This window comes from Burkholderia sp. BCC1208, assembly GCF_902833095.1.
Classification (GTDB): Bacteria; Pseudomonadota; Gammaproteobacteria; order Burkholderiales; family Burkholderiaceae; genus Burkholderia.
This window is the reverse complement of sequence record NZ_CADFDY010000008.1, coordinates 1-19763: the sequence shown is the minus strand read 5'-3', so window position 1 is coordinate 19763 and position 19763 is coordinate 1. Positions and strand designations below refer to the sequence as shown.

At 68.7% G+C, this 19763-nt stretch carries 14 protein-coding genes; 10 read left to right on the top strand and 4 right to left on the bottom strand.

Translation table 11 applies throughout. From position 1 onward, the window contains the following. Positions 1–13 precede the first annotated feature (13 nt). Positions 14–1093 carry an MBL fold metallo-hydrolase gene (locus tag HWX09_RS19450; protein ID WP_027785577.1) on the bottom strand — a complete coding sequence of 360 codons (1080 nt, stop codon included), beginning with the start codon at positions 1091–1093 and terminating at the stop codon, positions 14–16. A 305-nt stretch (positions 1094–1398) separates the two neighbouring features. Here HWX09_RS19450 and aceK point away from each other — a divergent pair, with 305 nt between their 5' ends. From aceK to bioB, 9 genes are all read left to right on the top strand, one after another. After that, a complete protein-coding gene (aceK, locus tag HWX09_RS19445; RefSeq protein WP_027785578.1) occupies positions 1399–3210 on the top strand; it encodes a bifunctional isocitrate dehydrogenase kinase/phosphatase in 1812 nt (603 codons plus the stop codon). A 55-nt stretch (positions 3211–3265) separates the two neighbouring features. Further along, complete coding sequence (gene can / locus HWX09_RS19440) at positions 3266–4033, top strand: carbonate dehydratase (RefSeq protein ID WP_027785579.1); 768 nt, start codon at positions 3266–3268, stop codon at positions 4031–4033. Positions 4034–4139: 106 nt separating this feature from the next. Beyond that, positions 4140–4817 carry an SDR family oxidoreductase gene (locus tag HWX09_RS19435; RefSeq protein WP_027785580.1) on the top strand — a complete coding sequence of 226 codons (678 nt, stop codon included), beginning with the start codon at positions 4140–4142 and terminating at the stop codon, positions 4815–4817. A gap of 39 nt (positions 4818–4856) precedes the next feature. After that, positions 4857–5294, top strand: a complete 438-nt coding sequence (locus HWX09_RS19430; RefSeq protein WP_027785581.1) for a YchJ family protein — start codon at positions 4857–4859, stop codon at positions 5292–5294. Positions 5295–5400: 106 nt separating this feature from the next. Then, on the top strand, positions 5401–6672 hold the full coding sequence (locus tag HWX09_RS19425; RefSeq protein ID WP_027785582.1) for a CocE/NonD family hydrolase: 1272 nt from the start codon (positions 5401–5403) through the stop codon (positions 6670–6672). A 506-nt stretch (positions 6673–7178) separates the two neighbouring features. Continuing rightward, positions 7179–8525, top strand: coding sequence for an adenosylmethionine--8-amino-7-oxononanoate transaminase (gene bioA / locus HWX09_RS19420; RefSeq protein WP_027785583.1), 1347 nt, complete (start codon positions 7179–7181; stop codon positions 8523–8525). Beyond that, entirely contained in the window at positions 8522–9706 is a 1185-nt protein-coding gene (bioF, locus tag HWX09_RS19415) for an 8-amino-7-oxononanoate synthase (RefSeq protein WP_027785584.1), read from the top strand. Before bioA ends, bioF begins: the two co-directional genes overlap by 4 nt. Further along, positions 9703–10425 (top strand): dethiobiotin synthase, encoded by a 723-nt coding sequence (gene bioD, locus HWX09_RS19410; RefSeq protein ID WP_027785585.1) that lies wholly within the window; start codon positions 9703–9705, stop codon positions 10423–10425. The genes bioF and bioD overlap by 4 nt, the downstream gene beginning before the upstream one ends. A 41-nt stretch (positions 10426–10466) precedes the next feature. After that, the gene (gene bioB / locus HWX09_RS19405) at positions 10467–11486 is read left to right on the top strand and encodes a biotin synthase BioB (RefSeq protein ID WP_027785586.1); all 1020 of its coding nucleotides are present in this window, start codon (positions 10467–10469) and stop codon (positions 11484–11486) included. Positions 11487–11651: 165 nt separating this feature from the next. Here the strand turns inward: bioB and HWX09_RS19400 are convergent, their stop codons facing one another. Both HWX09_RS19400 and HWX09_RS19395 read right to left on the bottom strand, forming a co-directional pair. Next, positions 11652–12377 (bottom strand): copper homeostasis protein CutC, encoded by a 726-nt coding sequence (locus HWX09_RS19400; RefSeq protein WP_027785587.1) that lies wholly within the window; start codon positions 12375–12377, stop codon positions 11652–11654. Between the two features lie 254 nt (positions 12378–12631). Continuing rightward, the gene (locus HWX09_RS19395; RefSeq protein ID WP_027785588.1) at positions 12632–13918 is read right to left on the bottom strand and encodes an EAL domain-containing protein; all 1287 of its coding nucleotides are present in this window, start codon (positions 13916–13918) and stop codon (positions 12632–12634) included. A gap of 307 nt (positions 13919–14225) precedes the next feature. Between HWX09_RS19395 and HWX09_RS19390 the strand changes: the two genes are divergently transcribed. Next, positions 14226–15893 carry a Na+/H+ antiporter gene (locus tag HWX09_RS19390; protein WP_027785589.1) on the top strand — a complete coding sequence of 556 codons (1668 nt, stop codon included), beginning with the start codon at positions 14226–14228 and terminating at the stop codon, positions 15891–15893. A gap of 91 nt (positions 15894–15984) precedes the next feature. Here the strand turns inward: HWX09_RS19390 and HWX09_RS19385 are convergent, their stop codons facing one another. Then, on the bottom strand, positions 15985–19557 hold the full coding sequence (locus HWX09_RS19385) for an indolepyruvate ferredoxin oxidoreductase family protein (protein WP_027785590.1): 3573 nt from the start codon (positions 19555–19557) through the stop codon (positions 15985–15987). Between the last annotated feature and the right edge of the window lie 206 nt (positions 19558–19763).

Here is a 19763-nt window from a genome sequence, read left to right as displayed (position 1 = left end):
GAACGAAGCGGCCTCAGTTGGCGGTGCGGAACCGCAGCACGCCGTCGTCGCCCTGCTCGCGCACGAGTTCCCCCGCGAGCCACAGCAGGTTCAAATGCGCGAGCGCCTCGCCGAGCGCGAACGTCATCTGGTGGATGTCGAGCTCGCGGCGACGGAACATGATCGGCACGATGTCGGCCGCGCTCACCGGCTGCTCCGCGCAGGCGACGCGCACTTCGGCCAGGCGCGCATCGTGGTGCTCGCGCAATTGTGCGATGCGCGTGCGCACGCCGCGGAACGGCTTGCCGTGCGACGGCAGCACGAGCGTGTCGGGCGACATCGTCTCGTAGCGGCCGAGCGATTCGAGATACAACGCGAGCGGGTTCCCTTCCGGTTCGAGGTCGAACACCGACACGTTCGTCGAGATGCGCGGCAGCACCATGTCGCCGGAGATCAGCACGCCGTCCGCTTCACTGTGGAGCGCGCAATGTTCAGGCGAATGACCGAAGCCGGTGACGACGCGCCACGTGCGCGCGCCGATCGCGATCGCGTCGCCTTCGCGCAGGCGCCGGTAGCGCGGCGGCACGGCCGGCACGAGATCCGAGTAATAGCTGCGGCGGTTGCGCAGCTTGTCGAGCGCGGCCGGATCGGTCAGCCCGTGGCGCGCGAAATGATCGGCGGCGGCCGCGCCGCCCGCGTTCGAGCCGTTGCCGGCCGCCATCAGGCAGCCGAACATGTATTCGCCGAGCGTCATCCACAGTCGCACGTTCCAGCGCCCCTTGTCGCCGCCTTCGCACAGCCAGTTCGCGAGGCCGAAGTGATCGGGGTGGCAGTGCGTGACGAGCACGCGCAGCACGGGCAGGCCGTCGAGATGCGCGTCGAAGATCTGCTCCCAGTGCGTGCGGATCGCGTCCGACGCGATCCCGCAATCGACGATCGTCCAGCCGGCCTGGCCGTCGATCTCGTCGCGCAGCAGCCAGAGATTGATGTGATCGAGCGAGAACGGCAGCGGCATGCGCAGCCAGCGCACGCCGGGCGCGACCTCGAACGTGTCGCCCGGGGCGGGCAGCGTATCGGCGAAGGGGTAGTCGAGTTGGTGTTCCAGGGCGTTCATCGGTGGGGGCGTCTCGTCGTTATCGGTGCGAATGTGCGCCGGCGGCAGGCACGGCGGGTGGTGCGTCGATTCTATCGCCGTCGCGCGGAACGCGTGCCCGGCGGCCGTCGGGCGATCAAAAAAAGTTCGTGCCAGAATCGGTTCCGTACCCGTATCTTTACGCGAAGATGCACCGAACGGCACCCAACGGCGATCAACACGCCGATTGACGACCGTTCGCGCGTCACCCCAAAAATCATTGAAACGCCGACTTGGGCGCTAAAATGGCGGGTGCTTACCGTCCCTCCCGAACGAGCCTGCACGCGATGAATCACTTCCCCAAACTGCTGTCGTCGCAGATCGGTTTCGACGTCGCGCAGACGATGCTCGAATACTTCGATCGCCATTACCGGATCTTCCGCGAAGCGGCGGTCGAGGCGAAGACGCTGTACGAGCGCGGCGACTGGCACGGGCTGCAGCGGCTCGCGCGCGAGCGGATCACGTCGTACGACGATCGCGTGAAGGAATGCGTCGAGGTGCTGGAAGACGAATACGACGCGGAGAACATCGACGACGAAGTGTGGCAGCAGATCAAGCTGCACTACATCGGACTGCTCACGTCGCACCGCCAGCCCGAGTGCGCGGAAACCTTCTTCAATTCGGTGTGCTGCAAGATCCTGCACCGCTCGTATTTCAGCAACGATTTCATCTTCGTGCGCCCGGCGATCTCGACCGAGTATCTGGAGAACGACGAGCCGGCCGCGAAGCCGACCTACCGCGCGTACTACCCGGGCACCGACGGGCTCGCGGTCACGCTCGAGCGCATCGTCACGAACTTCCAGCTCGAGCCGGCGTTCGAGGATCTCACGCGCGACATCGGCTGCGTGATGCAGGCGATCGACGATGAATTCGGCCGCTTCGACGAAGCGCCGAATTTCCAGATCCACGTGCTGTCGTCGCTGTTCTTCCGCAACAAGAGCGCGTACATCGTCGGCCGCATCATCAACGCCGACCGCGTGCTGCCGTTCGCGGTGCCGATCCGCCACGTGCGCCCGGGCCTGCTCGCGCTCGACACCGTGCTGCTGCGCCGCGACCTGCTGCAGATCATCTTCAGCTTCTCGCACTCGTATTTCCTCGTCGACATGGGCGTGCCGTCCGCGTACGTGGAGTTCCTCTGCACGATCATGCCCGGCAAGCCGAAGGCCGAGATCTACACGTCGGTCGGGCTGCAGAAGCAGGGCAAGAACCTGTTCTACCGCGACCTGCTGCACCATCTGTCGCATTCGAGCGACCGCTTCATCATCGCGCCCGGGATCAAGGGTCTCGTGATGCTCGTGTTCACGCTGCCGTCGTTCCCGTACGTGTTCAAGATCATCAAGGATCACTTCCCGCCGCCGAAGGACACGACGCGCGCGCAGATCATGGAGAAGTACCAGCTCGTGAAGCGCCACGACCGCCTCGGGCGGATGGCCGACACGCTCGAGTATTCGAGCGTCGCGCTGCCCCTCGCACGGCTCGATCACGCGCTCGTGCGCGAACTCGAGAAGGAAGTGCCGTCGCTGCTCGAATACGAGGGCGACGATCTCGTGATCAAGCACCTGTATATCGAGCGCCGGATGGTTCCGCTCAACCTGTACCTGCAGAACGGCACCGACGCGGACGTCGAGCACGGTGTGAAGGAATACGGCAACGCGGTGAAGGAGCTGATGAAGGCCAACATCTTTCCGGGCGACATGCTGTACAAGAACTTCGGCGTCACACGCCACGGCCGCGTCGTGTTCTACGACTACGACGAGATCGAGTACCTGACCGACTGCAACGTGCGGCGCGTGCCGCCGCCGCGCAACGAGGAAGACGAGCTGTCCGGCGAACCGTGGTATACCGTCGGCCCGCACGACATCTTTCCGGAAACCTACGGGCCGTTCCTGCTCGGCGACCCGCGCGTGCGCAGCGTCTTCATGAAGCATCACGCGGACTTTTTCGATCCCGCGCTGTGGCAGGCGAGCAAGGACAAGCTGCTGCAGGGCGAATTGCCCGATTTTTATCCGTACGACGCCGCGCTGCGCTTTTGCGTGCGCTACCCCGCGCGCTTCGGCGCGACGAACGACGGCGAAGGCGACGCGCAGCGCGCCGCCTGACGCCGGCAACACCGAATCCAATATCGACCCGATTTCCGCCAACGGAAGCCACCCGATGACTATCCAAGACAATCCGCTTTCCCATCTGTTCGACAACAACGATGCCTGGGTCAAACGCCAGCTCGCCGACGATCCCGATTTCTTCGCACGGCTCGCCGACCAGCAGGCGCCGGAATATCTGTGGATCGGCTGCTCGGATTCGCGCGTGCCGGCCAACCAGATCATCGGCCTGCCGCCGGGCGAAGTGTTCGTGCACCGCAATATCGCAAACGTCGTCGTGCACAGCGATCTGAACTGCCTGTCGGTGATCCAGTTCGCGGTCGACATCCTGCGCGTGAAGCACATCATGGTCGTCGGCCACTACGGCTGCTCGGGCGTGAACGCAGCGCTGCACAACCGCCGTGTCGGCCTCGCGGACAACTGGCTGCATCATGTGCAGGACGTGCGCGAGCGCCATGCGGCGCTGCTCGACGAATGGCCGGTCGGCGAAGCGCGGTACCGCCGCCTGATCGAGCTGAATTCGATCGAGCAGGTCGTCAACGTGTGCCGCACGACGATCGTCAACGACGCATGGGCACGCGGCCAGTCCCTCACCGTGCACGGGCTTGTGTACGGCGTGCACGACGGCCGGATGCGCAACCTCGGGATGGCCGTGTCGAACTTCGACGCGCTCGACGAAACCTACAAGCGCTGCGTGGCGGCGCTGACCGCACGCGGCCAGCATGCGCCCGACAACGACATGGTCGCGGCGGACGCCGCACGGCTCGACGGCGTCGCGCAAGCGGTCGCCGCCACGCTGAAGCCGTGCGGCGACGCACAGTGAAGTGACGCGCCAGCCGCCTGCCGGCGGCTGCCTCGCGGGCGCGACACGCATCGAACGGATCTGACACCGGCACTGCCTCGGCGGCGCCAACCCAAGGAGCGACGGCATGAAAACCGTATTGATCGTCGGTGCATCGCGCGGCCTCGGCCGCGAATTCGTCCGGCAATACCGGCGCGATGGCTGGAACGTGATCGCCACCGCGCGCGACGCGGCGTCGCTCGACGCGTTGCGCGCGCTCGGCGCGCAGCCGCATGCGCTCGACATCGCGCAGCCCGAGCAGATCGCGGCGCTCGGCTGGAAGCTCGACGGCGAGCGGCTCGATGCGGCCGTGCTCGTGTCGGGCGTGTACGGACCGCGCACCGAAGGCGTCGAGACGATCACCGCCGAGGATTTCGACGCGGTGATGCATACGAACGTGCGCGGGCCGATGCAGTTGCTGCCGATCGTGCTGCCGCTCGTCGAGGACGCGCGCGGCGTGCTGGCCGTCGTGTCGAGCCGGATGGGCAGCATCGCCGAAGCGACCGGCACGACCGGCTGGCTGTACCGCGCGAGCAAGGCCGCGCTGAACGACGCGCTGCGCATCGCGTCGCTGCAGACGCGCCATGCCGCGTGCATTTCGCTGCATCCGGGCTGGGTGCGCACCGACATGGGCGGCGCGCAAGCCGCGATCGATCCGGAAACGAGCGTGACCGGCATGCGTCGCGTCATCGCCGAATCCGGCTCGGACGTGTCTCAGGCGAACGGCCGGTTCTTCCAGTACGACGGCATCGAGCTCAGCTGGTGAGCGGCGCCGGCAACCGAGCGTTGTTAATTCATATTTCGCATGATTTCGAACCGACCTGACGCATGCCCGTGCGGCGGCGCGTCGCCCGCGCCCGCCGGCAAAGCGCCGGCGCCCCGCTATGCGGCCTGCTGCGGCCGCTTCATCGACGGCGGCGAAGCCGCCCCCACCGCACTCGAATTGATGCGCTCGCGGTACAGCGCGTACGTGCTCGGCGCGACCGCTTACCTGCGCGCGACGTGGGCCGCGCGCACCTGCCCGTCCGACCTCGACACCGACCCGGAAGCACCGGAGGCGCCGCGCTGGCTGGGCCTCGCGGTCAAACGCCACGTGCCGCTCGACGACCGGCATGCGGAGGTCGAATTCGTGGCCCGCTACAAGGTCGGCGGACGCGCGTACCGGCTCCACGAGACGAGCCGATTCGAGCGCGACGAGCAGGGATTCTGGCGCTATGTCGACGGCGAAGTAAGTGAACGCTGACAAATAGTTGCCATGTCAGACGCCGGGTAATTCCCGCATTGCACAACCTGATTTTGTCGGGCTACGATGGCCTCGAATTGGTCATGTTGCATGGCAGGGCTTACGGATGGCGTTCAGCAAGGTATTGGTGGGATGGATGGCGGCCTGTGCGCTGTCGGCCGCTCAGGCCGGTACGCTGACGAGCGCCACGACGGGTGCAGGCACCAGCGGCTCGCTCGCCCACGCCGAGCACTTCGACTACGCCGACTCGAACCTGCCGCAGGTCACCGCCGACCTCAACGAACAGATCCTTCGCATTCCGGCCGACGCGTCGGGCGCCGTCACGCTTGAGGCGACGCTTTTCAAGCCGAACGGCCCCGGCCCGTTCCCGCTCGTCGTCTTCAACCACGGCAAAAATACCGGCGATCTCCATCTGCAGCCACGCAGCCGGCCGCTCGCGTTCGCGCGCGAATTCGTGCGCCGCGGCTATGCGGTGATCGCGCCGAATCGCCAGGGCTTCGCCGGGTCGGACGGCACGTACCAGCAGGAAGGCTGCAACGTCGGCAAGAACGGCCTCGCGCAGGCCGCCGACGTCGATGCGACGGTGCGCTACATGTCGCGCCAGCCGTACGTCGATGCGTCGCGCATCGTCGTCGCCGGCACGTCGCACGGCGGCCTCGTGTCGATCGCATACGGCACCGAAGCCGCAGCGGGCGTGCGCGGCATCATCAACTTCTCCGGCGGGCTGCGCCAGGACCTGTGCGACGGCTGGCAGCACAACCTCGTCGACGCGTTCGATCAGTACGGCGCGCATACCGCCGTGCGGTCGCTCTGGCTGTACGGCGACAACGACTCGGTGTGGACGCCCGCGCTCGTCGCGCAGATGCACGACGCATACGTGTCGCACGGCACGCAGGCCCAGTTCATCGATTTCGGCCGCTACAAGGACGACGCGCACCGGCTGATCGTCGATCGCGACGGCGTGCCCGTGTGGTGGCCGGCCGTGCACGCATTCCTCGCCGAACTGAACCTGCCGACCGCGGTGCGCTATGCCGTCGCGGACCCGCACGAGCCGAAGGCCACCGGCTATGCGTCGATCGATGCGGTCAACGCGGTGCCCTATGTCGACGAAGCGGGCCGCGAAGGCTATCGCCGCTTCCTGAACCAGCACCCGAGCCGCGCGTTCGCGGTGTCGTCGGAAGGCGCGTGGTCGTGGGCCGAAGGCGGCGACGATCCCATGGCGCTCGCGCTCGACAACTGCGCGAAGCAAGGGGCGGGCGCATGCCGACTGTATGCGGTCAACGACCGCGTCGTGTGGAGCGACAACGCGACGCGGACGGCCGACAACGGCGACGATCACACCCGCGACATCGATACGCGCGCATTGGCTTCGCGCTGACGCGCGGCTGTCGTTCTTCCCGCTTGCAGCCCCGTCCATCAAGGTCGTCGCGGCGCGCTCTCCCCTTCTCGTCTAATCAAGCACACATTGCGTGACGCTCGCTTTTACGAGCAATCGAGTTGAATTCGCGCCAGATTTCGTCCCGTCGTCCGGCCTTGCGCCGCCTCATCGACCGGACGATCCGCGACGCAAGATCGCCCCATGTCGCCGCAAACACCGCACCATAATCGTTCCCCATATTTCGCCACGGCGCCCCGCCCCGACCCGCGATTTTTTTCTGTCGGGGGGCGGCACTCGAACGTCGCCATCTGCACGCATTTCGCCCGATCCGCCGCGTTCCGTTCCGAGCACCGCCGAACTGCGCCGAACTCCCGCCCAGCAAGGCTTTGCGGCGTTTGTAACCGCTAGTGCAACGTCCAGCGGAACACGCTAATCTCTGCGCGTTTCGTGTCCCGCCGCGCGGCATCCCGTCGATGCCGCGCGGCCGTTTTACCCCCGGAGTCGCCTTGAGTACGCCAGCCACCGACGACTGGGTCGCGCGCAGCCTGCGCGCGGTCTGGCATCCCTGCACCCAGATGAAGCATCACGAGCGCCTGCCGCTCGTCCCCGTCGCGCGCGGCGCGGGCGTGTGGCTGTACGACCGTGACGGCCGCCGCTACTTCGACGCGATCAGCTCGTGGTGGGTCAACCTGTTCGGCCATGCGAACCCGGACATCAACGCGGCGCTGAAGGACCAGCTCGACACGCTCGAGCACGCGATGCTCGCCGGCTGCACGCACGAACCGGCGATCGAACTCGCAGAACGGCTGCATGCGCTCACCGCGCGCACGCTCGGCCATGCGTTCTTCGCGTCGGACGGCGCGTCGGCCGTCGAGATCGCGCTGAAGATGAGCTTCCACGCGTGGCGCAACCGCGGCCGCGCGAACAAGCAGGAATTCGTCTGCGTCGCGAACAGCTATCACGGCGAGACGATCGGCGCGCTCGGCGTGACCGACGTCGCGCTGTTCAAGGATGCGTACGACCCGCTGATCCGCCATGCGCACGTCGTCGCGTCGCCCGATGCGCGCGGCGCGCAGCCCGGCGAGACGGCCGCCGACGTCGCGGGCCGCGCACTCGCGGACGTGCGGCGCCTGTTCGTCGAACGCGGCGACCGGATTGCCGCGCTGATCGTCGAGCCGCTCGTGCAGTGCGCGGCCGGCATGGCGATGCACGATCCGTCGTACGTGCGCGGGCTGCGCGCGCTGTGCGACGAATTCGGCGTGCACCTGATCGCCGACGAGATCGCGGTCGGCTGCGGCCGCACGGGCACCTTCTTCGCATGCGAGCAGGCCGGCGTCTGGCCCGATTTCATGTGCCTGTCGAAAGGCATCAGCGGCGGCTACCTGCCGCTGTCGCTCGTGCTCACGCGCGACGACGTGTTCGCGGCGTTCTACGACGACGACACCACGCGCGGCTTCCTGCACTCGCATTCGTACACGGGCAACCCGCTCGCGTGCCGCGCGGCCGTTGCAACGCTCGATCTGTTCGCGCGCGACGACGTGCTCGCGAGCAACGCCCGCAAATCGGCGACGCTGCGCGCGGCGCTCGCGCCGCTCGACGCGCATCCGCACGTGCGCCACCTGCGCGAGCGCGGCACGCTATTCGCATTCGACGTCGCGCTCCAAGGCGACGCGGCACGCGGTTTCTCGCGGCGCTTCTTCGAGCAGGCGCTCGCGCGCGAACTGCTGCTGCGCCCGATCGGCACGACCGTGTACCTGATGCCGCCGTACGTGATGAGCGACGACGACGTCACATGGCTCGCGCAGCGCACGCGCGACACGCTCGACGCCACGCTGGAGGACCTCGGCCGATGAGCCTGCTCGACACCCTGCAACGCGGCCTCGCCGACCTCGACGCCCAAGGGCTGCGCCGCGTGCGCCGCATCGCCGACACCGCATGCGACGCGCGCATGACCGTGAACGGCCGCGAGATCGTCGGCTTCGCGAGCAACGACTACCTCGGCCTCGCCGCGCATCCGGCGCTCGTCGCCGCGCTCGGCGAAGGCGCGCAGCGCTACGGCGCCGGCAGCGGCGGCTCGCACCTGCTCGGCGGGCATTCGCGCGCGCATGCCCGACTCGAGGACGAACTCGCGGGTTTCGCGGGCGGCTTCTCCGATGCGCCGCGCGCGCTGTACTTCAGCACCGGCTACATGGCGAACCTCGCCGCGATGACGGCGCTCGCCGGCAAGGGCGCGACGATCTTTTCCGACGCACTGAACCACGCCTCGCTGATCGACGGCATGCGGCTGTCGCGCGCGAACGTGCAGGTCTATCCGCACGCCGATACGGCCGCGCTCGCCGCGCTGCTCGACGCGTCGGACGCCGAAACGAAGCTGATCGTCAGCGATACCGTGTTCAGCATGGATGGCGATCTCGCCCCGCTCGCCGAACTCGTCGCGCTGGCCGAACGCCATGGCGCGTGGCTCGTCGTCGACGACGCGCACGGCTTCGGCGTGCTCGGCCCGCAGGGCCGCGGCGCGCTCGCGGCCGCCGCACTGCGTTCGCCGCATCTGGTGTACGTCGGCACGCTCGGCAAGGCGGCCGGCGTCGCCGGCGCCTTCGTGATCGCGCATGAAACCGTGATCGAATGGCTGATCCAGCGCGCGCGCAGCTACATCTTCACGACTGCCGCGCCGCCGGCCGTCGCGCATGCGGTATCGGCCAGCCTGAAGGTGATCGCGGGCGACGAAGGCGACGCGCGCCGCGCGCACCTCGCCGCGCTGATCGAACGCACGCGCACGCTGCTGCGCAACACGCGCTGGCAGCCGGTCGATTCGCACACGGCCGTGCAGCCGCTCGTGATCGGCGGCAACGACGCGACGCTCGCGGCGATGCGCGCGCTCGACGCGCACGGCCTGTGGGTGCCCGCGATCCGGCCGCCGACGGTGCCGGCCGGCACGTCGCGGCTGCGCGTGTCTCTGTCGGCCGCGCATTCGTTCGACGATCTCGCACGGCTCGAAGCCGCGTTGATCGAAGCCAGCGAGGCAGCCGCATGAGCACCGCCCCGCTTTCCGTCTTCGTCACCGGCACCGACACCGAAATCGGCAAGACCTTCGTCTCGGCCGCGATGCTGCACGGCTTCGCGCGGCACGGCCTGCGCGCGGCCGCGCTGAAGCCGGTCGCGGCCGGCGCGTACGAACGCGACGGCGTGTGGCGCAACGAGGATGCGGACCAGCTCGACGCCGCCGCGAACGTCGTGCTGCCGCCCGAGCTGCGCACGCCGTTCCTGCTGAAAGCGCCGGCCGCACCGCACATCGTCGCCGCGCGGGAAGGCGTGACGCTCGACCTCGACACGATCGTCGCATGCCATCGCGAAGCGCTGACGCGCGCGGACGTCGTCGTCGTCGAAGGCGTCGGCGGTTTTCGCGTGCCGTTGAACGACACGCAGGACACCGCCGATCTCGCGGTCGCGCTCGGCCTGCCCGTCGTGCTCGTCGTCGGCGTCCGGCTCGGCTGCATCAGCCACGCGCTGCTGACGGCCGATGCGATTCGCCAGCGCGGCCTCACGCTCGCGGGCTGGGTCGCCAACCACGTCGACCCGGCCATGTCGTTCGCCGACGAGAACGTCGCGACGATCCGCGACTGGCTCGCGCGCGAGCACCGTGCGCCGCTCCTCGGCCGCATCGCGCACATGACGCCGGCCGCCCCCGAATCCGCCGCGGCGATGCTCGACATCGCCGCGCTCGTCGAGTCGCTGCGCGCCGCGCGGCATTGACCAACCGATCCCCCAAATTCCGCCCAGGACAGGAAAACGAAATGACCCAAGCCCAGACCGCCGCCGTGCAACCCGACGCGATTCCCGTGGCTGCACCGGCCCCGCAACGCTGGCGCGTCGCCGACGTCGTCGCGCTGTTCGAGCTGCCGTTCAACGACCTGATGTTCCGCGCGCAGCAGGTGCATCGCGAGCATTTCGACGCGAACGCGGTGCAGCTGTCGACGCTGCTGTCGATCAAGACGGGCGGCTGCGAGGAAGATTGCGGCTACTGTTCGCAGTCGTCGCATCACGACACGGGTCTGAAGGCCGAGAAGCTGATGGACGTCGACACGGTGCTCGACGCCGCGCGCGCGGCGAAGGCGAACGGCGCCAGCCGCTTCTGCATGGGCGCCGCGTGGCGCAACCCGAAGGAGCGCCACATGCCGGCGCTGACCGAAATGGTGCGCGGCGTGAAGGAACTCGGCCTCGAGACCTGCATGACGCTCGGCATGCTCGAGGACGAACAGGCGCAGCAGCTCGCCAGCGCGGGCCTCGACTACTACAACCACAACCTCGACACGTCGCCGGAGTTCTACGGCCAGGTGATCTCGACGCGCACGTACCAGGATCGTCTCGACACGCTCGACCGCGTGCGCGACGCGGGCATCAACGTGTGCTGCGGCGGCATCATCGGGATGGGCGAATCGCGCCGCGAGCGCGCGGGCCTGATCTCGCAGCTCGCGAACCTGAACCCGTATCCGGAATCGGTGCCGATCAACAACCTCGTCGCGATCGAAGGCACGCCGCTCGAAGGCACCGCGCCGCTCGATCCGTTCGAATTCGTGCGCACGATCGCGGTCGCGCGCATCACGATGCCGAAGGCGGTCGTGCGTCTGTCGGCCGGCCGCGAGCAGCTCGACGACGCGATGCAGGCGATGTGCTTCCTCGCGGGCGCGAACTCGATGTTCTACGGCGACCAGCTGCTGACGACGAGCAACCCGCAGACGCAGCGCGACCGTGCGCTGTTCGAGCGCCTCGGGATTCGCGCGAGCCAGGCCGATGCGCTGGCGGAGAGCGTGTAAGCACACGGCAAGTTCATGCGTCGCAAAAAAACCGGGATACGTCCCGGTTTTTTTATGTGCTCGCGGCGCGCGCTCGGCCCGCGCCGCCCATCGCCCGTGGCTCTTTGAACGTGTGCCGAAAAACCCGGTTCGTACGAAATACGCGACGGTGCGCGAGCGGCGGCATCACACGTGCGACGCCGCGCCGTCGAGCGCCGCGCGCACGCGTTCGACGCGCTGCTCGTCGACGGGCGCCAGCACCTCGCCGCGCGGCCGCACGCCCGAGCCGAAATGCACCGCGCGCACGCCGGTGGCGCGCACGAAATCGCCGACCGCGTCGATCGTGAGCCCCGAGCCGGCCAGCACCGTGCAGGTCGTGCCCGCCGCCTGCCGCACGAGCCGCGTAATCGTCGCGACCGCATCGAGCACCGACGGATGGCCGCCCGACGTCAGCACGGACGTGACGGCCGGTACGCGCAGCAGCGCGTCGAACGCGGCGTTCAGATCGCGCGCGACGTCGAACGCGCGGTGGAACGTGAGCGCGCGCCCGTCGGCGGCGGCCGCGATGCGGGCCAGCGCACCGAGATCGACGTCGCCGCGCGCATCGAGCGCGCCGAACACGACGCCGTTCGCGCCGGCGGCGACGGCCGCACGCACGTCGCGCTCGATCACGCGCAGGTCGTCGGCGTCGTAGACGAACGAGCGACTGTGCGGACGCACGATCACGTTGACGGGAATCGGCACGGCGGCCACCACGGCCTCGATCAGCCCGACGCTCGGCGTGAGCCCGCCTTCGGTGATCGCGGTCACGAGTTCGAGGCGGTCGGCGCCCGCGCGGGCGGCAGCCTTTGCATCGCCGACGGTCGTGGCGATCACTTCGAGGAGAACGGAAGAAGCGGCGTGTCGGTTCATGGGCGGCCCGCGAATCGTCTGGACAATTCGCGCATCCTAGCCGAGCCGCGTGACGGACGCCAGCGCCCCGGCGGCCGCGTATGTCGGTCGAATACGTCGGCCGCGTCCTTCAGCCGCGCCGCACGAGCCAGATGCCGACCAGTGCGGACAACGCCGTCACCGCGGCGCCGGGCACGAACCTGAACATCCGCGCGCTGAAGTGCGCGCCCTGCGGCTGCATCATGTCGACGATCGCCGGTGCAAGCCGTGCGTCCCTACGCCGCTTCGGCGTCGTCGTCGCTCCAGTCGATATCGCCGCACAGCACGCGCTGCGCATCGCCGACGCGCACGGCCACCGACAGCGTCACGCACGGCTGCGCCTCGTTGATCGACAGGTACGGCCGCGTCACCTGCACGCGCCCCGGTTCGGCGATCGCCGAGCGGAAATACGGCCGGCGCAGCCAGTTCGCGCCCTGCGCGTCCGCGAGCGGCGAAAAGCGCGCCTCGGCCAGCGCGCGATCGGCGCGCAGCACGAGGTTGCGGCCCGACTGCCGGCCCTGCGCGTCGAGCAGGAAACAGCGCGCGGCCGCGTCGAGCGCGAGGAAGTTCCAGCACACCTCGTCGAGCGGCTCGCCGGCCTCGAGGCGCTCGGCCGCACGTTCGAACGCGCGCAGGTACGGTGCGAGCCGCTGCGTGTCGCGCCGCTCGCGCGCTTCGGTCTGCTGACGAAAGCGCTCGGTCAGCTCGCCGATGCAGCCGGTCGCGGCCGCGCTGTCGGGCAGCCCCGGCGCGGGCCGGCCGAAGTAGTAGCCCTGCACGAAATCGGCCTCGCACGACAGCGCGATCTGCGCTTCGTGCTCGGTCTCGATCCCTTCGACGAGCACCAGCTTGCCGGCCTCGTGCAACAACGTCACGAGCCCGTGCAGGATCGCGGTGAGCCCCGTACGGTGCGCCGCGTGCGACAGCATGATCCGGTCGAGCTTCACGATGTCCGGGTTCAGCTGCCAGATCCGCTCGAGGTTCGAGTGGCCCGCGCCGAAATCGTCGAGCGCGATCAGGAAGCCGTGCGTGCGGAATTCGCGCACGGCCTCCGCGAGCCGCTCGACGTCGTCCGCGCGCTGTTCGAGCACTTCGAGCACGATACGCCGCGGCGGCATGCCGAGCCGCTTCAGGTTCGCGAGCAGCGCGGCCGCCTGGAACGGATCCGTGAGCACGCCCGGATGGACGTTGAGAAACAGCCACTCGCGCTCCGCGCCGAGCAGCGCGAAGTTCTCCAGATGCAGCGCCTGCGCGAGCCGGTCGATCTGCAGCAGTTCGCCCCGGCGCGCGGCTTCGCCGAACACGTCGAGCGGCGACACGGGGCGGTCGAGCGCATCGTGCGCGCGCAGCAGCGCCTCGTAGCCCACCGCACGCTGGTGCGACAGGCTGAATATCGGCTGGAACACGGTCGTGAGCGTCAGGTCGCGGTGCTGCGTCGCCAGCCGTTCGAAGCCGGAGCTCATCTCCCGCTCGAACCGGTACGGCGACGCGGCGGCCGGACGCTCCTGTTGCACGATCGTCATGCCCTTCTCCTGGTGATGCGGTCGAACGCGACGTCCGCCGAACGAAACGACGAACGGGACGGCGCGCGCAATGTCATGGTTGGACCCTCGGTTGCCCGGCTCGGGCCGGGCGGCTGCCCACCTTCAAGCAAGCTCCGTGCAAGGTGCGCGGAACCTCGCGCCGCGCGGCCGCGCCGGGCCGCCGCACCATCGTGGCGCACCATCGACGCACCATTTCCGTGCGCACGCACCGGCCGCTCGAGCGCATCCGTCACGTCGGCACGCTACACTCCGTACGACCGTTTCATTCTGCCTATCCGCCGTATCGATGGAAATCGTCTTCACAGTCCTCATTCTGCTGCTGACCGTCGCGCTGTCCGGCGCCGTCACGCGCCTCCTGCCGTTGCAACTGCCGCTGCCGCTGATGCAGATCGCGTTCGGCGCGATGCTCGCGTGGCCGAAGCTGAACCTGCACGTCACGTTCGACCCTGAAATCTTCATGCTGCTGTTCATTCCGCCGCTGCTGTTCGCGGACGGCTGGCGAATTCCCAAACGCGAGCTTTACCTGCAGCGCCGCGCGATCCTGATGCTCGCGTTCGGCCTCGTGTTCATGACGGTACTCGCGGTGGGCTACTTCGCGCATTGGCTGATTCCCGAGTTGCCGCTGCCGATCGCGTTCGCGCTCGCGGCGGTGCTGTCGCCGACCGATGCGGTCGCGCTGTCCGGCATCGCAGGCAAGGGGCGCATTCCGCCGCAACTGATGCACATCCTCGAAGGCGAGGCGCTGATGAACGACGCGTCGGGCCTCGTCGCGCTGAAGTTCGCGATCGCGGCCGCGCTGACAGGCGTGTTCTCGCTGCGCGCCGCGTCGCTCACGTTCGTGATCGTCGCGGCCGGCGGGCTCGCGACGGGAGCGATCGTGTCGTGGGTGTTCAGCGCGCTGTCGACGCGCTTCCTGAATGCCGAGCAGGAAGGCGACCCGGCCCCCGGCATCGTGATGACGCTGCTGGTGCCGTTCGCGGCCTACCTGTTCGCCGAGCACCTCGACCTGTCGGGCGTGCTCGCGGCCGTATCGGCCGGGATGATGATGAATTACACGAGCTTTTCGCGCAAAAGCACCGTCGCGTCGCGCGTGCGCGCCGAAAGCACGTGGGCGATGATCGAGTTCGTGTTCAACGGCATGGTCTTCATCATGCTCGGACTGCAGTTGCCGCACATCATCGGCCGCGCGCTCGTCGACGCGCACCATACGAGCGACGCGCTGGTCGGCCGCATGATCTTCAACGTGTGCGCGATGATGCTCGCGCTGTATGCGATCCGCTTCCTGTGGGTATGGCTGCTGCGCTGGTTCGCGAGCCGCCGCGCGGCGCGCCACGGCCTCGCCGGCACGATGGCCGGCGTGCGCACGATCGCGGTGATGACGGTCGGCGGCGTGCGCGGCGCGGTCACGCTCGCGGGCGTGCTGTCGATCCCGGTCGCGCTGTCCGACGGCGCGCCGCTGCCGGGCCGCGACACCGCGGTCTTCATCGCGTCGGCCGTGATCCTGGGCTCGCTGATCGTCGCGGTGATCGGCCTGCCGCTGCTGCTGCGCGGCGTGCGATCGACGCGCAACGCGCTCGGCGACGAGGAGCGCATCGCACGCTCGGCCGCCGCGCAGGCCGCGATCCGTGCGATCGACGCGTCGCACGACGCGATCTCGGCCGACCTCGACGAATCGGGCGCGGCGCGCTGCGCGGACATCTCCGCACGCGTGATGGACCAGTACCGCCGCCGGCTGGCCGCGCTGGCCGAGGACGGCCCCACGCCGCGCGCGCAAGCGAAGCAATCCGAAACGATGGAATTGCAGATGCGGATCGCGGCCGTGCGCGCGGAACGCTCGGCGCTGTACCGGCTGCGCACCGACAGCAAGATTTCCGACGAGACGCTGACGAAGCTGCTTCGCGAGATCGACCTGTCGGAAACCGCGCTGTCGACGCGCAAGAAAGGCATTCTTTGAACGATCGGCCGCGGCCGGCGCGCAGCCGCCCGAGAGGCAAAAAAACGGCGACGCACCGGCGTCGCCGTTTTCACATCCGCCTGCCGCGGCGTTACTTCGCGACGACGACCGGAATCCCCTTCAGCATCCCCGCGCCCTTCATCTCGTCGAGCGCGTGCTGCACGGCCGCGCTCGTCGCCGCGTCGATGCCGAGCTGCAACGCGAGCTCGCGTTCCGCACGCTTCACGCCGGCGAGGTTGCGCACCTTCACGTGACCGAAGCCGCGCACGCGGGCATGCAGGTCGGCCAGTTGCACGACCTGCGCCGCATTGCCGGCCGTCATCGCGGCGAACGCACGCGCGAGCGTGGTCTCGTAATCGTCGGCCAGCGCGCGCTCCATCTTGCGCTCGACCGTGCGGCCGAACGGATCGAGCCACGTGCCGCGCAGGCCGCGCACACGCGCAAGCATGCCGAACACCGGCCACATCCACTGGCCGAACACGCGCTTCTTCGGCGTACTGCCGTCGCTGCCGGCCTTCGCGACCGTCGGCGGCGCGAGGTTGAACTTCACGCGGTACGCGTGGCCCGGCACGCCTTCGAACTGCGCTTCGAGCGCCGTGCGGAACGCATCGTCCGTGTACAGCCGCGCGACTTCGTATTCGTCCTTCACCGCGAGCAGCCGGTAGAACGTCGTCGCGACCGCGCGCGTGAGCGCGTCGTCGCCCTTCGCGCGCGCCGCGTTCACCAGCGCACGGTAGCGCTCGACGTAGCGCGCGCCGCCGTATGCGTCGAGGCGCGCTTCGCGATCGGCGATCAGCTCGGCGAGCGTCTCCGGCGCGGCTTGCGCGGCCACCGTATGCCGCGCGTTCCACAACGCGTCGAGGCCCGCCGCGTCGCCGGCCGCCATCCGGCCGATCGAGAACGCGAGCTTGTTCATCGGCACCGCGACGTTGTTCAGCTCGATCGCGCGCATCATCGCGGCGAGCGACACCGGCACGAGGCCGAGCTGCCACGCGTAGCCGAGCATCAGGATGTTCGCGCCGATCGAATCGCCGAGGAACTTCGCGGCGAGCGCCTGCGCGTCGCAGCTCGACAGATAGCCGTCGCCGGCCGCGTGGCGCATCTTCTCGAGCAGCGCATCCGCATGCAGGTTCGCGTCGGGGTTCTGCACGAACGACGCATTCGGGATCCGGTGCGTATTGACGACGATGCGCGAACGCGCGTGACGCACCGTCTGCAGCGCTTCGGCGCTCGCCCCGACGACCATGTCGCACGCGAGCAGCACGTCGGCCTGCTGCGTATCGATGCGCACCTGGTTCAGCCAGCGGTCGCTCGACGCGATCCGCACGAACGACAGCACCGAGCCGCCCTTCTGCGCGAAGCCCATGAAGTCGAGCACCGATGCGCTCTTGCCTTCGAGGTGCGCGGCCATGCTGATCAGCGCGCCGACCGTCACGACGCCGGTGCCGCCGACGCCCGTCACGAGCATGTCGAACGGCGCCGCGTCGAGGTGCGTCGCCGGCACCGGCAGCGCGTCGACGCGCGCGGCGAGCGCCGCTTCGTCGAATGCGGCGCCGGCGGCCTTCTTCAGCGCCGCGCCTTCGACCGTCACGAAGCTCGGGCAGAAGCCGTTCACGCACGAATAGTCCTTGTTGCACGACGACTGATCGATGCGGCGCTTGCGGCCGAGCGGCGTCTCGAGCGGTTCGACCGACAGGCAGTTCGACTGCACGCCGCAGTCGCCGCAGCCTTCGCACACCGCGTCGTTGATGAACAGGCGCTTGTCCGGGTCGGGGAATTCGCCCTTCTTGCGGCGACGGCGCTTCTCGGCCGCGCAGGTCTGGTCGTAGATCAGCACGGTGACGCCCGGCGTCTCGCGCAATTCGCGCTGCACCGCGTCGAGCTCGCTGCGGTGATGGAACGTCGTGCCCTTCGGAAAAAGCCCGTGATGGCCGTCGTACTTCTCCGGTTCGTCCGACACGACGACGAAGCGCGACACGCCTTCCGCCTCGACCTGCCGCGCGATCTGCGGCACCGAGATGCTGCCGTCGACCGGCTGGCCGCCCGTCATCGCGACCGCATCGTTGTAGAGGATCTTGTACGTGATGTTCGCTTTGGCGGCGACCGCCTGGCGGATCGCGAGGATGCCCGAGTGGAAGTAGGTGCCGTCGCCGAGGTTCTGGAACACGTGCTTCGTGTGGGTGAACATCGCGTGCGCGGCCCAATCGACGCCCTCGCCGCCCATCTGGATCAGGCCCGTGGTGTCGCGCTCCATCCACGACGCCATGAAGTGGCAGCCGATGCCGGCCTGCGCGATCGAGCCTTCCGGCACCTTCGTCGACGTGTTGTGCGGGCAGCCCGAGCAGAAATACGGCGTGCGCTTCACCGCATCGGCCTCGTTCGACAGGATCTGCGGCGCGACGAGATCGACGACGCGCTCACGGCGGTCGAGCGCCGGCTTGTGCCGCGCGAGCCACTCGGCGAACACGGGCAGAATGCGCGACGGACGCAGCTCGCCGAGCTCGGACAGCAGGCACGCGCCGGCGGCGTCATGCTTGCCGAGCACGCGCGGGCGCGCGCCTTCGGTGCGGTTGTACAGGTAGTCCTTGATCTGCTGCTCGATGACCGGGCCCTTCTCCTCGATCACCAGCACTTCGGCGAGCCCGCCGACGAAGGTCTCGACGCGTGTCATTTCGAGCGGATACGACAGGCCGACCTTGTAGATCCGCACGCCGGCCGCGTCGAGATCGGCGACCGTCAGGTCGAGGCGGCGCAGCGCTTCCATCAGGTCGAGGTGCGCCTTGCCGCAGGTGACGATCCCGACGTTCGCCTGCGCGCTCGGCGCGATCCACTTGTCGATGCTGTTGGCGCGCGCGAAATGGCGGACCGCGTCAAGCTTCGCCGCGAGGCGCGCCTCGATCGTGAGGCTCGGCAGGTCGGGCCAGCGATTGTGCAGGCCGCCCGCGGGCGGCGCGAAGCCTTCCGGCGCCGGCCACCGCGTCTGCAATGCATCGAGGTCGACGGTGGAGCCCGACTCGACCGTTTCCGAGATCGCCTTGAAGCCGACCCACGCACCCGAGTAGCGCGACAGCGCCCAGCCGTACAGGCCGAATTCGAGCATGTCGGCGATGTTCGACGGGTTCACGACCGGCATGTGCCACGCCATCATCGCGAAGTCGCTCTGGTGCGGCATCGACGACGACACGCAGCCATGGTCGTCGCCCGCGACGACCAGCACGCCGCCGTGCGGCGACGAACCGTACGCGTTGCCGTGCTTCAGCGCGTCGCCCGCGCGATCGACGCCCGGACCCTTGCCGTACCACATCGCATACACGCCTTCGACCGTGCGCTCGGGGTCGGCCTCGACGCGCTGCGTCCCGAGCACGGCCGTGCCGCCGAGCTCCTCGTTGATCGCGGGCAGAAAGCGCACGCCGCTCGCGTCGAGCAGTTTCTTCGCCTTCCACAGCTGCTGGTCAACCATGCCGAGCGGCGAGCCGCGATAGCCGCTGACGAAGCCGGCCGTATCGAGCCCCAGTTCGGCGTCGACCGTGCGCTGCATCAGCAGCAGGCGGACCAGCGCTTGCGTGCCGGTCAGGAAGATCCGGCCGCGCGTCGCGGTCAGGTTGTCGGTCAGGCGGTAGTCGGACAGGGCAGGCGTGCCGTCGACGGGCAGGCGGGCGGTCATGGGGGGAAGTCTCCGGATTGTGCTGTTCTGGGCCGCGCGCGACGGGGCGTCGGATGACGCCGGGGGCCGGCAGCGAATGGCTCTATTTTTTCGCGCGCAGCCGAGAATGTTTTTCCTCATCTTGCTCGGACCGGCGGGCAGCGAGAAAAACTGCGCAGCTTTTGGTCGGGATTTGAGAGAGTTTTCGCGCGGGTGGTGGGGGTGGG